The 13,510-nt window shown below is 62.6% G+C and carries 11 protein-coding genes and 2 pseudogenes; 3 read left to right on the top strand and 10 right to left on the bottom strand.

What is annotated here, in order from left to right:
- Positions 1–54 precede the first annotated feature (54 nt).
- Entirely contained in the window at positions 55–1,800 is a 1,746-nt protein-coding gene (gene argS, locus G5575_RS17865; RefSeq protein ID WP_164535504.1) for an arginine--tRNA ligase, read from the bottom strand.
- A gap of 29 nt (positions 1,801–1,829) precedes the next feature.
- Positions 1,830–3,043: pseudogene (locus tag G5575_RS17870) on the bottom strand (deoxyguanosinetriphosphate triphosphohydrolase).
- Between the two features lie 63 nt (positions 3,044–3,106).
- Here G5575_RS17870 and G5575_RS17875 point away from each other — a divergent pair.
- Complete coding sequence (locus G5575_RS17875) at positions 3,107–3,493, top strand: HesB/IscA family protein (protein ID WP_164535505.1); 387 nt, start codon at positions 3,107–3,109, stop codon at positions 3,491–3,493.
- A 26-nt stretch (positions 3,494–3,519) separates the two neighbouring features.
- Entirely contained in the window at positions 3,520–4,314 is a 795-nt protein-coding gene (gene xth, locus G5575_RS17880; protein ID WP_164535574.1) for an exodeoxyribonuclease III, read from the top strand.
- Here xth and G5575_RS17885 read toward each other — a convergent pair.
- The 8 genes and pseudogenes from G5575_RS17885 to G5575_RS17920 all read right to left on the bottom strand — a co-directional run bounded on the left by G5575_RS17885 (position 4,311) and on the right by G5575_RS17920 (position 13,206).
- Positions 4,311–5,120 (bottom strand): tetratricopeptide repeat protein, encoded by an 810-nt coding sequence (locus tag G5575_RS17885; protein WP_164535506.1) that lies wholly within the window; start codon positions 5,118–5,120, stop codon positions 4,311–4,313. The genes xth and G5575_RS17885 overlap by 4 nt on opposite strands.
- Positions 5,121–5,509: 389 nt before the next feature.
- Positions 5,510–6,517 (bottom strand): CorA family divalent cation transporter, encoded by a 1,008-nt coding sequence (locus G5575_RS17890; protein ID WP_164535507.1) that lies wholly within the window; start codon positions 6,515–6,517, stop codon positions 5,510–5,512.
- 5 nt (positions 6,518–6,522) lie between these two features.
- Positions 6,523–9,275 (bottom strand): annotated as a pseudogene (locus G5575_RS17895) (valine--tRNA ligase).
- A 623-nt stretch (positions 9,276–9,898) separates the two neighbouring features.
- Entirely contained in the window at positions 9,899–10,603 is a 705-nt protein-coding gene (locus tag G5575_RS21960) for a DUF2497 domain-containing protein (protein WP_164535508.1), read from the bottom strand.
- A gap of 189 nt (positions 10,604–10,792) precedes the next feature.
- Entirely contained in the window at positions 10,793–11,167 is a 375-nt protein-coding gene (locus G5575_RS21315) for a TolC family protein (protein ID WP_165700266.1), read from the bottom strand.
- Positions 11,134–12,162: a TolC family protein gene (locus tag G5575_RS17910; RefSeq protein ID WP_164535509.1), complete on the bottom strand. Its 1,029-nt coding sequence runs from the start codon at positions 12,160–12,162 to the stop codon at positions 11,134–11,136. The genes G5575_RS21315 and G5575_RS17910 overlap by 34 nt, the downstream gene beginning before the upstream one ends.
- A gap of 127 nt (positions 12,163–12,289) precedes the next feature.
- Entirely contained in the window at positions 12,290–12,937 is a 648-nt protein-coding gene (locus G5575_RS17915) for a protein-L-isoaspartate O-methyltransferase family protein (protein WP_164535510.1), read from the bottom strand.
- Between the two features lie 98 nt (positions 12,938–13,035).
- On the bottom strand, positions 13,036–13,206 hold the full coding sequence (locus tag G5575_RS17920) for a hypothetical protein (protein ID WP_164535511.1): 171 nt from the start codon (positions 13,204–13,206) through the stop codon (positions 13,036–13,038).
- Between the two features lie 81 nt (positions 13,207–13,287).
- Here G5575_RS17920 and G5575_RS17925 point away from each other — a divergent pair, with 81 nt between their 5' ends.
- Positions 13,288–13,437, top strand: coding sequence for a hypothetical protein (locus G5575_RS17925; protein WP_164535512.1), 150 nt, complete (start codon positions 13,288–13,290; stop codon positions 13,435–13,437).
- Positions 13,438–13,510: the final 73 nt, after the last annotated feature.

A 13,510-nucleotide genomic window follows, 5' to 3' on the forward strand; every position in this document is an offset into this window, starting at 1 on the left:
AGCGGAAGTTTCCAAATGGATTGTACCGCGAATGTTCACACCAATACGCCCGAATTATGAAAGCTCCTCGGGCGCCCCCACTCCCAGAATGCCCAGGCCGTTACGGATCACCTGACGAACCGCATCCACAAGAGCGAGTCGAGCGAGCGTCAGAGTCGGCTCTGTTGGGTTAACAACGCGTAAAGACGGATCATCCTTGCCCTTGGCCCAGAAGCCATGGAAGGCGGCTGCGAGGTCGTGGACATAGAAGGCGATGCGATGCGGCTCGTGCGCGACGGCCGCCGCGGCCACCGTGCGTGGCCAGGCGCCGAGCAGGCGTATGAGTTCGATGTCGGCTGCAGTTTCGAGCAGTTCTGTCTTGGCGCCTGCCAACGCTGCGTCGGAAACGTCGAGTTCGGGCATGTCGCGGGCGGCGGTGCGGAAGATCGAGCAGGCGCGGGCGTGGGCGTATTGAACGTAGAAGACCGGGTTGTCGCGGGTCTGTTCCTTGACCAGTGCGAAGTCGAAATCCATGGCCGCATCGTTGCGCCGGAACAGCAGCATGAAGCGGGTGGCGTCGGCGCCCACCTCTTCGACCAGATCGGACAAGGTGATGAGATCGCCGGAGCGCTTGCTCATCTTAAACGGCTCGCCATTCTTGAGCAGGCGGACGAGCTGGCAGATGCGAACGTCGATGTCCGCCTCGTTGTGCGATACAGCTTTGACCGCAGCCTGCAGGCGCTTGACGTAGCCGGAGTGGTCAGCCCCTAGCACGTTGACCATGTGGTTGAAGCCACGAAGATACTTGTTGCGGTGGTAGGCGATATCGGCAGCGAAATAGGTATAGGTGCCGTCGGACTTGACCAAGGCGCGATCGGTGTCGTCGCCATAATCTGTGGCGCGGAACAGGGTCTGCTCGCGGTCTTCCCAGTCTTCGGGCGTCTTGCCCTTCGGCGGGTCGAGACGGCCCTCATAGACCATGCCCTCTTCCCGCAGCCAGGCAAGGGTCTTTTCGATGTCCCCGCCGGCGCCGTGCAGCTGGCGCTCTGAGAAAAAGACGTCGTGATGAACGTTGAGCTGGGCAAGGTCGGCCTTGATCAGCTCCATCATGGCCGCAAGTGCCGTCTCGCGAGCGATCAGAACCGCCTCTTCTTCTGGCATGTCGAGCAATGCACGACCATGTTCGGCAGCGAGAACTTGGCCAACGGGGATCAGGTAATCGCCTGGATAGAAGCCGGATGGAATTTCAATGGTCTCGCCCAAGGCCTCGCGATAGCGCAGAAGGGCAGAGCGGCCGAGGATCACGGTCTGGCCGCCGGTGTCATTGATGTAATATTCGCGGGTCACGTCGTAGCCAGACCAGGCCATGAGCGACGCCAGGGCGTCGCCGAACACGGCGCCGCGGGTGTGACCGACATGCATGGGGCCGGTGGGGTTGGACGAGACGTATTCGATGTTGACGCGCTCGCCCTGCCCCAGGTCGGAACGACCGTAGTTGGCGCCTTGTGCACCCACGGCCTTCAGCACCTGGTGCCAGATGCTGTTGGACAGGCGGAAGTTGATGAAGCCGGGACCGGCGACCTCTACGCTTTCGACATCCGGAGCGTCCTTGAATCGCTCGACCAGAGCAGCGGCAACTTCGCGCGGGTTCTTGCCGAGCGGCTTGGCGACGACCATGGACGCATTGGTTGACAAATCGCCATGAGCAGGATCACGCGGCGGCTCCACCACGACGCGCGACAGCAGAGCTGCATCAAGCTCGGGATAGTCGGCGCGCAGGGCCTCGGTGACCCGCGTGGTGAAAAGCGCAAAAATGTCCATGTCGAACCTAAGGTTTGGATCGGGTCCGGTTAACGGAATTCCGGTCGAGCGTCAAACAGGCGGCCATGCTCGTCGAGCGCATAGGGATCGGTCATGCCGGCGACGAAATCGGCCACGATGCGCGCGCGGGCAGCACCTTCGACCGCCCTGCCCGCTTCACCCCAGCGGCCCGGCATGTCCGCCGTCTCCATGTAGCGGGAGAACAGTCGCTCTACCACGGCCTCGCTTTCGCGCACCGGCGTCATGACCGCCTCGTGGCGGTAAACACGCGCGAAGAGGAAGGTTTTGAGGCCCTTTTCTGCGGCGGCGGTTTCGTCGGAAAAGGTAACCAGCGTTTTGCCGGCGAGGCGCACGTCCTCGGTCGATGCCAAAGCGGCAGCGGCGATGTTGGCGGTGCTGGTTCTGATGACATCTTCCACCGCGCGGGTAATCATGCGGCGCTGCACTTCATGGGTTTGCCGCTTGCTGCCGATATAGGGGTAGAGGTCGAGCACTTCGCGCACGATCGAGCCGGCAAGCGGCACGTCGCGGAAGTCATCGAGAACCACAAGTCCGGCTCGCAGGGCATCGTCGATGTCATGGGCATTGTAGGCGATGTCGTCGGCAATAGCGGCAGCTTGCGCTTCAAGGCTTGCATAGGTTGCGAGGCGCAGGTCCGCTGGGGTCTGGATTTCCTCGATGCCGGTGGGGGGAGGCCGTGTTCGCGGTAGCGAGCCGTGGGCTGGCCCTGGTCGTCGACCAAAGGACCATTGTGCTTGAGAATTCCCTCCAGGGTTTCCCAAGTCAGGTTAAGGCCATCGTGCTCGGCGTAACGGTTTTCCAGCAGGGTGACGACGCGCAGCGCCTGGACATTGTGATCGAAGCCGCCGAACTCGGCCATGGCGCGGTCGAGCGCCCGTTCGCCAGCGTGGCCAAAAGGCGTATGGCCGAGGTCATGGCTTAGGGCGAGAGCCTCGGCGAGGTCTTCATCGAGGCGCAGGGCGCGCGCAATCGACCGAGCAATCTGGCTTACTTCCAGCGTGTGAGTCAGGCGGTTGCGGAAATGACGGCCTTCGTGGGCGAGAAAGACTTGAGTCTTGTGCTGCAGGCGCCGAAAAGCGGTCGAGTGGATAATGCGATCGCGGTCGCGCTGGAACTCGGAACGCGTCGGACTGGGCCCCGTGCCGAAGAGTCGCCCCAGAGACTGGCTGGGCTTGCTGGCATAGGCGGCGGTTTCGCTCATCTTGTTTACGGCCCTTTGCAACGGCTCTTCATGCGCCTATCTTAGCGGCAGCGTTATGACATTACGAATGCTGGTAGAACACCCATGACCGCTGCAGCTCTTGCCGACAAGCCCGCCGTGACCCTTTCTGATCGTGCCGCCAAGCGCGTGTCGCGTATCCTCTCGAAAGAGCAGCCCGGCACAGTGTTGCGCATATCGGTAGCTGGTGGCGGCTGTTCGGGATTCCAGTACGAGTATAATCTCGTGCAGGAAGCTGCGGCCGACGATGACCTCGTGCTGCAGAAGGGCGAGGCAACGGTGCTGATCGACTCGCTGAGTCTCGAATTTATGGGCGGGTCGGAGATCGATTTTTCCGACGACCTGATCGGGCAGTCATTTCAGATCAAGAATCCGAATGCTGTTGCATCCTGCGGATGCGGCACGTCTTTGCCGTCTAGATCAACTGAGGCTGCCATGCAAAGACCCGCCTGAGTTGATCTCGGAGTTCTGACATGACGTTGCGCATTGCCACCTGGAACATCAACGGCATCAAGGCGCGGCTCGAGCTTTTGCTGCGCTGGCTCGAAGAAGAAAAGCCCGACATTGTGGGTCTGCAGGAAATCAAGAGCGTCGACGAGGCCTTTCCGCGGGCCGAGATCGAGGCGCTTGGCTACAATGTCGAGACACATGGCCAAAAGAGCTGGAACGGAGTGGCGCTGCTCTCCAAGATTCGTTTCGATGAAGTGCATCGCGGCCTGCCCGGCGAACCGGAAGACGAGCAGGCCCGGCTGATCGAGGGCGTGTTCTCGGTCGAGGGCGGCATCGTGCGGGTCTGCAATATCTACCTGCCGAACGGCAACCCGGTGGATACCGAGAAGTTTCCGTACAAGTTGCGCTGGATGGACCGGCTCAACCGCTTCGTCGAGGAGCGGCTTCTTCTCGAGGAGCCGTTTGTCCTGATGGGCGATTTCAATCTTATTCCGGCGCCGATTGATGCGCGTAATCCGGAGAGCTGGTGGGGCGACGCGCTTTACCGTCCAGAGAGCGCCGAGCGTTTCCGCACGCTCAAGAATATGGGCATGACCGATGCGCTGCGCGCCGTCACCGGCGAAGAAGCGTTTACGTTCTGGGACTTCCAGGCTGGGGCCTGGCGGCGCAATGCGGGAATCCGCATCGACCATTTGATGCTGTCGCCACAGGCAGCCGATCGGCTGGACGATGTCGTCGTGCACAAGGACGTGCGAGGCTGGGACAAGCCCAGCGACCACGTGCCGGTGGAAGGCGCGTTCAGCTTTTCGGTCGGCGGCGCTTAAAGCTCGTTGTCGGCTTCCATGGCGCCGATGGTCGCGAGGCTAACCGCCGCAGCGCGATCCTCAGGGGTAGCGATGGATGTCGCGCGGTTGAGCAGCTCGTCGGCACTGGCCTGGTCGGCGCTGCCGGCGCAGGTAATGTGCGACTGATTGAGCCACATCAGACCTTCCGCGGCACGCGCAGGATAGGCATCCATGCCGTTGAACAGGAGATCGCCAAGTTTGGCTTGCGCCAGGCAATGACCCTTGATGGCGGCCTTTTTCAGCCAGCGGGCGCTGAGAGTGGGGCTCACGCCAAGACCGTCTTCCTGCTGATACAGCAAGCCGACGCGGTATTGCGCTTCGGCGTCACCGAAATAGGTCGCCGCGTGCAGAAGCATGCGATGCGACTCGTTGAGGTTTTTCTTGAGGCCGACTTCGGGGTCGCCCTGGAGAAAATAGTCGCCAAGCTTGACGAATGAGCGCGCAACGATATCGGCTTCAAGGCCGCGCGGCGCGGTATCGGCGTGCTGGATGGCGATCTGGGAATAGTAGTTGAAGGCCTTGACCGGGTCCTTGTCGACGCCTTCGCCATTTTCATACATCGTGCCGAGCTGCCAAAGCGCGAGAGGACGGCCCGCGGCGGCATCGCTTTCGAGGGCAGAAAGGTATGTGTCGTCGGAAACGATCGTACCGCCACCATCGAGGGTGCGTGCAAAATCGAAGGCGGCATCGGCAGCAGTCTGGGCGTGCGCCGGCGCAATGGCTGCAAGGCCAAGTGTCAAAACAGCAGCGGCGCGGGCCGCGAAAAGGGCGCAACTGGTGCGCATAGGGCTCCTTTCGCCCGCCGGGTGGCGGACGGGTCTGGCAGATGCGGCGCGCTCGACAAGTGCAGCGCCGGAATGTAACGGCAACTTCGTCGCGCGGTTGGCGGCGGGGGATGTAAACTCTAAAAACTTCGTAAACGAATATTGTGACAGCATTCAGCCGCGCCCATGACCAGAGTGCGTCAGACTTGCCGACAATTTTCGCATTGCTGCGCGCATAATCACCTATTGGCGGGTGCCATCCGCCTGAAAAGCTTGTCCGCTGGAGCGGCTGTGTTGGCGCCACGTTTAGTGGGAGATTGTGGCGCAAAATATCGCCAAATCGTTGCGGCGCGGGGCGCGAGGCGGGAATCGCGGACGATGTTGCGGAATCGTCACATGCCCTGCCGCGGCTAGAACCAGCGGAGTTTGCGCATCCACATGGCGATGCCGCCGCCAATCAAAACGAGAAGAATGCAAACGAACCAGAAGGCGGCGCCATGATCGGCCAGCGGGATGCCGGAAACGTTCATGCCGAGAAGGCCGGTGATCAGCGTCAAAGGCGAAAAAACGACGGTGACGGCGGCGAGCAGCAGCATGGCCTTGTTCATCTGCTCGGCGCGATCGTCGATGATTTCTTCGTGGACGAGGACGGCGCGCTCGGAGAGTGCCTGGAGTTCGTCGCCGATGCGGGCGGTGCGCATGGCGGCGTCGCGTAGGCGCAGGCGGTCGCGATCCGAGAAGAAGGAAAGGTCTTCGATCTCGAGAGTGGAGAGCGCGTCGCGTTGCGGCCAGACAAGACGGCGGAAGCTGATCAGGGTGCGGCGGAGCTGTTCGAGGTTGTCCTGCGCCTTTTCGGTGCTGTGGGTGATCAGCGTCTCCTCGATGCCGTCGAGACGCTCGCCCAGCATTTCAATCAGCGGCTCAAGGCGATCGGTGGCGCGCAGAGCGAGACGGGCAATGAGATCGGCCGGCGTTACCGGGGCGTGATGCGGCTGGTCGACCTTGGAGAGGCCGAGGAAATCGAGGATGTTGAGTTCGGAGGCGATAATGACGCGGTTGCTCTCGATCCAAACCGTAAGGAATTGGCGGCCGACGTCCTGCGGGGCAGCGCCGGGACGGACGACGCGGAGGACGATCAGGGCCTTATCGTCCATCACGGTGCAGCGGGAGCGCGAGGTGGGGGCGGTGATAAGGCCGGAGTTGAACTCTCCCAGCTCGTCCCGGAGCCAAATCTTGAACTCGGGGGCCTTCGAGTTGCCGACGATGAGCTTGAAGCCATTGGCGGGTGCGGCGGCGTGATCGACGCCGGGCTCGACACGCTTCATGCCGCCGGACCCATCGAAGATCAGGACGACGCCGACACCGACCAAGCCATTGCGCAAAGCGCGGTCATTGGGCTGTTTGACGGCGTCGTCCATGTTGGTCAGCTCAGGCGCTTGAGGGCTTCGAGGATCTTTTCGCGACGCTCGATGGCGGCTTCGCGGCGGGCTTTCTGCTCCTCGATCACCTCTTCGGGCGCTTTGGCGACGAACTGCTCGTTGCCAAGCTTCTTGTCGATCTGGGCAATCTCGGCGTCGAGCTTGGTGACTTCCTTTTCGAGGCGCGTGCGCTCGACGGCGATGTCGATGACGCCGGCCAGCGGCAGGGCGTAAGTCGCGCTGCCGACAACAAACTGCGCCGACTCGCCGGGCACCTCGTTTTGCGGCGAGACTTCCTCGAGGCGCGCCAGGCGGGTGATGAGCGAGGTGCCGGCGACGAGGCGCGCCAGGGTGTCCTCCCCTGCCCCGGTCACGACCATCTGCAGCTTAGCACCGGCGGGAACGTTCATTTCGGCGCGGACCGAGCGGACGTTGGAGATGACGTCGATCAGCCAGGCGAGTTCGGCATCGGCGGCAGCGTCTTCAACGCCGGAGAAGTCTGGCCACTCGGTGAGGATCAGAAGGTTCTCACGCGGGGCGCCAAACTTGCCGGTCTCGGCCCAGAGCTCTTCGGTTACAAAGGGCATCATGGGGTGGAGCATGATCAGGATCTGATCCAGCGCCCAGGCCGCGGTGGCGCGGGTTTCCGCCTTTGCGGCTTCATCGGTGCCCATGAAGACGGGCTTGGCAAATTCGACATACCAGTCGCAAAAAGTGCCCCAGACGAAGTCGTAGGCATTGTTGGCGGCTTCGTTGAACTTATAGTCTTCGATGCCGGCGCGAACGGCGGCCATGCCGCGGGCGGTTGCGCCGACGATCCAGCGATTGAGCGGCAGCTTGTTGGCCTTGGGATCGTAGCCTTCTACGCGGCGCGCTTCGTTCATTTCGAGGAAGCGGGCGGCGTTCCAGATCTTGGTGACGAAGTTGCGATAGCCCTCGACGCGCTGGGTCGAGAGCTTGAGGTCGCGGCCCTGCGCCGCCATGGCAGCGAGGGTGAAGCGGGTGGCGTCGGCGCCGTATTCGTCGACGAGCTTGAGCGGGTCGATGACGTTGCCCTTGGTCTTGCTCATCTTCTGGCCCTTTTCGTCACGGACCAGGGCGTGCATGTAAACGGTGTGGAAGGGCTCTTCGTCGAGGAATTCGAGGCCCATCATCATCATGCGGGCGACCCAGAAGAAGATGATGTCGAAGCCGGTGACGAGAACGTCGGTCGGGTAATAGCGCTTGAGCTCAGCGGTTTCGTCCGGCCAGCCGAGAGTCGAAAACGGCCAGAGGGCAGAGCTGAACCAGGTGTCGAGGACGTCCGGGTCGCGAGTCAGCTGGGTCGGCTGCATGTAGTGTGCATCGGCCATCCGCTGCGCCTCGGCTTCGCTGGCGGCGACGAAGGCATGGTTGTCCGGGCCATACCAGGCCGGGATCTGGTGACCCCACCAAAGCTGACGCGAAATGCACCATGGCTTGATGTTTTCGAGCCAGGCAAAATAGGTGTTTTCGTATTGCTGCGGCACGAACTTGGTGCGGCCCTCACGGACGGCGGCGAGTGCCGGCTGGGCCAGCACGTCGGCCTTGACCCACCACTGGTCGGTGAGGAATGGCTCGATGACGACGAGCTTGGACTTCTCGTCGTGGGGGACCATAATCTTCTTGTCTTCGATATGGTCGAGGCCGCGCAGCGGGTTTTCTTCGGCGAGTGCGGTCAGGTCGGCAACGATCGCCTTGCGGGCATCGAAGCGGTCCAGGCCGCGGTATTTTGCCGGGATAAAGTCGTCGCTGACGATGGCGCCGCGGGTGGTGAAGACGTTGATCGGCTCGACGCCGGCGCGAGCACCGACTTCGAAGTCGTTGAAATCGTGCGCCGGGGTGATCTTGACGGCGCCGGTACCCAGAGTGGGATCGGCATATTCATCGGCGACGATGGGAATGCGGCGACCGACCAAGGGCAATTCGACGAACTTGCCGACGAGGGACGCGTAACGCTCATCTTCCGGATGAACGGCGACGGCGACGTCGCCCAGCATGGTCTCCGGTCGGGTGGTGGCTACGATGATATAGTCGCGCGTCTCGGTGCCGGTGACGACACCCTCTTCATCCTTGACGGGGAACTCGTAGGTTACGCCATCGGCCAGCGGATAGCGCAGGTGCCACATGTGGCCCTTGACCTCGATGTTTTCGACTTCGAGATCGGAGATCGCGGTTTCAAGGCCCGGATGCCAGTTGACCAGGCGCTTGGCGCGGTAGATGAGGCCGCGCTTGTGCAGCTCGATGAAGACCTTGGTGACGGCGCGAACCATCTGGTCGTCTGGGAGCCGTTGGCGCCCATGGTGAACTTTTCGCGGCTGAAATCAGCGGAAGCGCCAAGGCGCTTGAGCTGGTTCATGATGGTGCCGCCCGACTCGCCTTTCCACTCCCAGACGCGCTCGATGAAGGCCTCGCGGCCCATGTCGCGACGGTCGAGTTGCTTTTCGGCAAGCTGGCGCTCGACGATCATCTGCGTCGCGATGCCGGCGTGGTCGGTGCCCGGCTGCCAGAGCACGTCTTTCTTCAACATGCGATTGAAGCGGACGAGGATGTCCTGGATCGTGTTGTTGAGCGCGTGGCCGATATGGAGGGAGCCGGTAACGTTTGGCGGCGGAATGACGATGGTGAAGGTCTCGGCGCCCGGCTTGGCCCCTGCCCCGGCCGCAAAGGCATTGGCCTCAAGCCAAGCGTCATAGATGCGGCTTTCGACGGCGGCGGGTTCGTAGGTCTTTTCAAGCATGGGGCACTCGCAACGGCATAGACCCGCCATTCTGGGCAAATGGCGGGGGAAAAAGGTGGGGAGACTTCAAGCAAATGCGGGGGTCGGGGTCAATGGTGGCGTGCGCAGGTGCCGCCCGGCCATCAGGCGTCGCGTTTACACGGTGAGAAGCGGCTTTCGCCCCGAAATAGATTGAAGTGAAGAGGCGAAAGCCGCTTCGCACGATCGGGATTTTTGCGCACGCCTCGGGCAGTCCACCCAGTGGTGACGGCGATTGCTTGGGCTCAAGGCGGGTGCGCGAGTTCCCATCTCCCCAAGTCCACACGCTCACCTGACCGGCGTCGGCATCCACGCACTCTCTCAGGCGACCCTGAAAGACCCATCTCCCCGTCCGGCGCTTCGTCGGCACCGCGTGTGTGACGGGGATAAGGGGAGAATAGCGCAGCGTTTCGGGGGTGGGGATAAGATGAGTAAGAGGCACTTCTTATCCTCTCCCGTTTGCGAGAGAGGAGAGGAGCACAGCGGAAAGGGGCGCCGCGTGCGCGTAGACATTGAACAGCACGGCGCGCAGAGTGTGAGGCACCCCCTCCACCGCCTTTGGCGGTCCCCTCCCCGCAAGCGGGGGAGGAAAGAAAAGGAAGGCACTACTCGCCGCGGGAAACGCGGGCGATTTCTTTTTCGACCATGCGCTCGACGACCGAGGGCAGGTTTTCGTCGAGCCACTCCTTGAGCATGGGGCGCAGCATGTCGCGCATCATGGACTCGATGGTGAGGCCCGGATTGCCGATGCCCAGGGCATTGAGCTTGCCGATGGAACCGCGGACAGCGGCGCGGGTGGCCGGCTCGAGCAGCTCGGAGGCCATGTCCGAGGTCAGCGTCGGATCGGGCAGCGGGGCAGCCTTGGCGATCAACGGTTCAGGCTGTGGCGGGCGAAAGGCGATGACCTCGGGCTGCGGCTGAGGCTGGGGTTCGGGTGCGCGGCTCGGCGCAGGATCAAAGCTTGGGAGCTCGTCATCGGGATCAAAACCGATGTCTTCGGCATCGACGAGCTGAAGCCCGGCATCTTCGGTTTCGGTATCGGCCAGAAGGGACTCAAAGCTCAGGCCGTCATCGCCTTCCTCGACGATCTGCGAGGGCGAAAGCGCCAGCGGCTCGATATCGTCCAGCATGTCGGAAAGATCGCGACTGTCGATGGTGGCGACACGCGCGGGCGCAGCTTGCATCGGAGGCGGCGCAGCCTGGATTGACGGGCGGCGCGGCGCACCGGCCGCGTCATCGTCTGCAATGATCTGCCGAATGGAGGATAGGATCTCGTCCATGGACGGTTCTTTTGCGGCCGGCTTGTTCATCAGTGCCTCTTACTCATGCGCCCGACTGAAGCGGCAGCGTCCGCAAACGCACCGCCTGATTCGTAAACACCAGCTTAGCGGGAAGGCCCCGAATAAGGAATCGCCCCAAGGCCCGACTTCATGGTCTTCCACGAAAAGTTGTGGCCGGGACAGGCCCGGCCACAAGGTCTTGCGTTTTTGGCGCGACGGCTATTCGACGACGGTGCGCAATTCCTGCCAGACGTCTTCGACGGCCTGGGTGTAGGGAACGGCGGTTTTGACCTCGACCGGCAGGCCAAGATCTTGGGCGGTGAGCCGGCCCATGGCGCTGAGCAGGGAGAAGGTCGCGACGACCTTGTTGCTCGAGGCATTGATCAGCGCTTCGCGAGAACTCGTCAGATCAGCCTGGGAATTGAGCACATCGAGCGTGGTGCGGGTGCCGAGGTCGCGTTCCTGGATAACGCCTTCCAGCACGGTGTTGCTGGAGGAAACCGCCGCCTGAGCGGCCTGGATCTGTGCATCGGCGCTCTGTATGCCGGACCAGGCCGAGATCACGGCTTCGCGAATCTGGTCATAGGCAGACATGGCGTCCACTTCGGCGCCGATCTGCTGCAGGTTGGCCTGGCGTACGCCGGAGCCTCCAGCGCGCCGCCGGCATAGATGGGGATGGTGACGCGGAAACCGAGCGAGGCGGAAAGACCGCCGCGGCTGGATGTGTTGCCGGCAACCGCGGTCTGGCTGTAATTGCCGCCGGCGGAGCCGGTGAGGGTTGCGGTCGGTCCAAAAGCGGCACCGGCGGCATCGCTGCCGGCCTGTGCCGCACGAATGCCGGCCTTGGCGAGAAGGATGGCGGGATGGCCAGCCTCGGCTTCGCTGATGGCGGACTGGACGGAATTGGGGATCAGCCGCGCATAGTTGTGCGACGTGCTGAGGCCTTGTGGCTGCGAACCGACAAAGCGGTAGTAGGTTGCTTCGCTGGTCTGGAGGGAGCCGACGGCGGCCTGGTAGGCGGCCTGACCCTGGGCGAGGCGGGCCTGGGCCTGGGCTACGTCGATACGGGTGCCCTCGCCGACATCGAGACGGTCCTGCGCGGACTGCAGCTGGGCGCGGAAGAAATCGACATTGGCCTGGCGCAGCGACAGAAGCTCGCGGCCGGACAGGACGGCCATATAGGCCTGGACGACCTGCAGCAGCACATTTTGCTCGGTGTTGCGGAGCTGGTATTCGGCCACTTCGGCGCCGGCGCGAGCCTGTTCGATCTGCGCTTCGGTCTGGAAATTGTCAAAGATGGTCTGGTTGTAGGAGAGCCCGGCATTGAGGGAGCTGGTTCCGGTCCAGGTGCCGCCGCTCAGGGCATAGCTCTGGTCGCCAGCTACCGAAGCGCCGAGGGTAGGCAGCTTGCGCGATTTGGCCTGGACGATATTTTCAGCGGACGCCTTGGCGTCGAGCAGCGCGGACTGCAGATCCGGGGCATGATCATAGGCGGCCGCAAGAGCCTGGGAAATCGACTGGGCCTGCGCCGGGCCAGTGGCCAAGAGCAAGGCGAGCGCGCTGGCGCTCAACAGATCGCGAAACTTCATTTACTCGCCTCCAGACCCCGCCACACTAACGCCCGGCAGATGGGGTGCACAATTAACCCAGGCAATACTTAACGGACTTTAATAACTGCAACCGCCAGATGTGGCCGGGCCGCAACAACAGGCACTGCTAAAATATGAACTCTTCGGCGCGCGTCGTCGGCTGCAGCACTGGCAGGGTCGCATCAAAGTGTGTTTCTTTCTTAAATCCATCGACGGCTGCGCGATAGCGGTGCGCTACCCCGACGCCCCCGCGCCGGATCAGCGCCACGAGGCGCCCGTTGCGATTGAGGCGGGCGAGGAGATCGGTGGGCTCGCCATCGAGCGCGCCTTCCACGAGAATTGCGTCGAAGCGCTGATCCAAAAGATCGTCGATGCCACCGGCAATGATGGTGGCGTTGGTGATGTCGAGGGTCGCCAAATTGGCTTGGGCTTGCTCGGCAAGCTGAGGATCGGTTTCAAGACCAGTCACATTCTGGGCCCATGCGGCAAGCACGGCTGTGCCGTAGCCAGTGCCGGCGCCAAGATCGAGGACGCGATCGGTTTCGGTGATGCCGGCGAGCTGCGCGAGGCGCCCGAAAACGGCTGGGGATGGAAGGAAACGCGCATTGCCCAGATCGTGCAACTCATCGATATAGGCAAGACCGCGGCGGTGTTCTGGGACGAACAGTTCGCGCGGAATGCGGCCCATGGCAGATACAAGCCGGCGCTCGGTAACGCCTGCGGCGCTGACCTGGCTGTCTATCATTGCCCGGCGGGCAGCGGCGAAATCGACCATGGATCGGACGTCCGGCAGAAAAGCATATGCTGGACGTGAATATGCCGCCGGGCGGCCGATGGCAACCTCGGTGGCAGGTTATGCACTTTTGCCGCGGATCAGCGCTTGGGCTGCTCGTCCTTGGCAGGCTTGCCGTTGGTCGATTCTACAGGCTGGTCCTGCTGAGCGCCATCGTCGCGGCGGCCCAGATCGTCGATGTTGTCGTCCTGCTGGTTGCCGTCGCCGGTCTCAAGCGGAGCGGGCGTGGATTTCACCTTATCGGGGCTCATGGGCTTCTCCTTATTGTCGCAAGGCAACTGCTGGCACGGCTCGGGTGTTCCATTTGGCACCGAAGACAGAAGGGGTTTGCGATGCCGGACAAGGACAAAGAGCATGACGAGGAGACGCTGCCGCCTGCGGGGCCGCATGCGACGCCTGACCTGACCGACAAGGAAAAGACGCCAGGAACGGGCTCGCTACCCGACGACACCGATGCAGAAGGGGATGTCGGCCCGGACTGAGCCCATTGTTCAAGCTCGGTTAACCGCCCTCTTGCATAAGAGCGAGGCGTCAAATACGTACTGGCGCCAGAGG

This window comes from Devosia aurantiaca, assembly GCF_011058215.1.
GTDB lineage: Bacteria > Pseudomonadota > Alphaproteobacteria > Rhizobiales > Devosiaceae > Devosia > Devosia aurantiaca.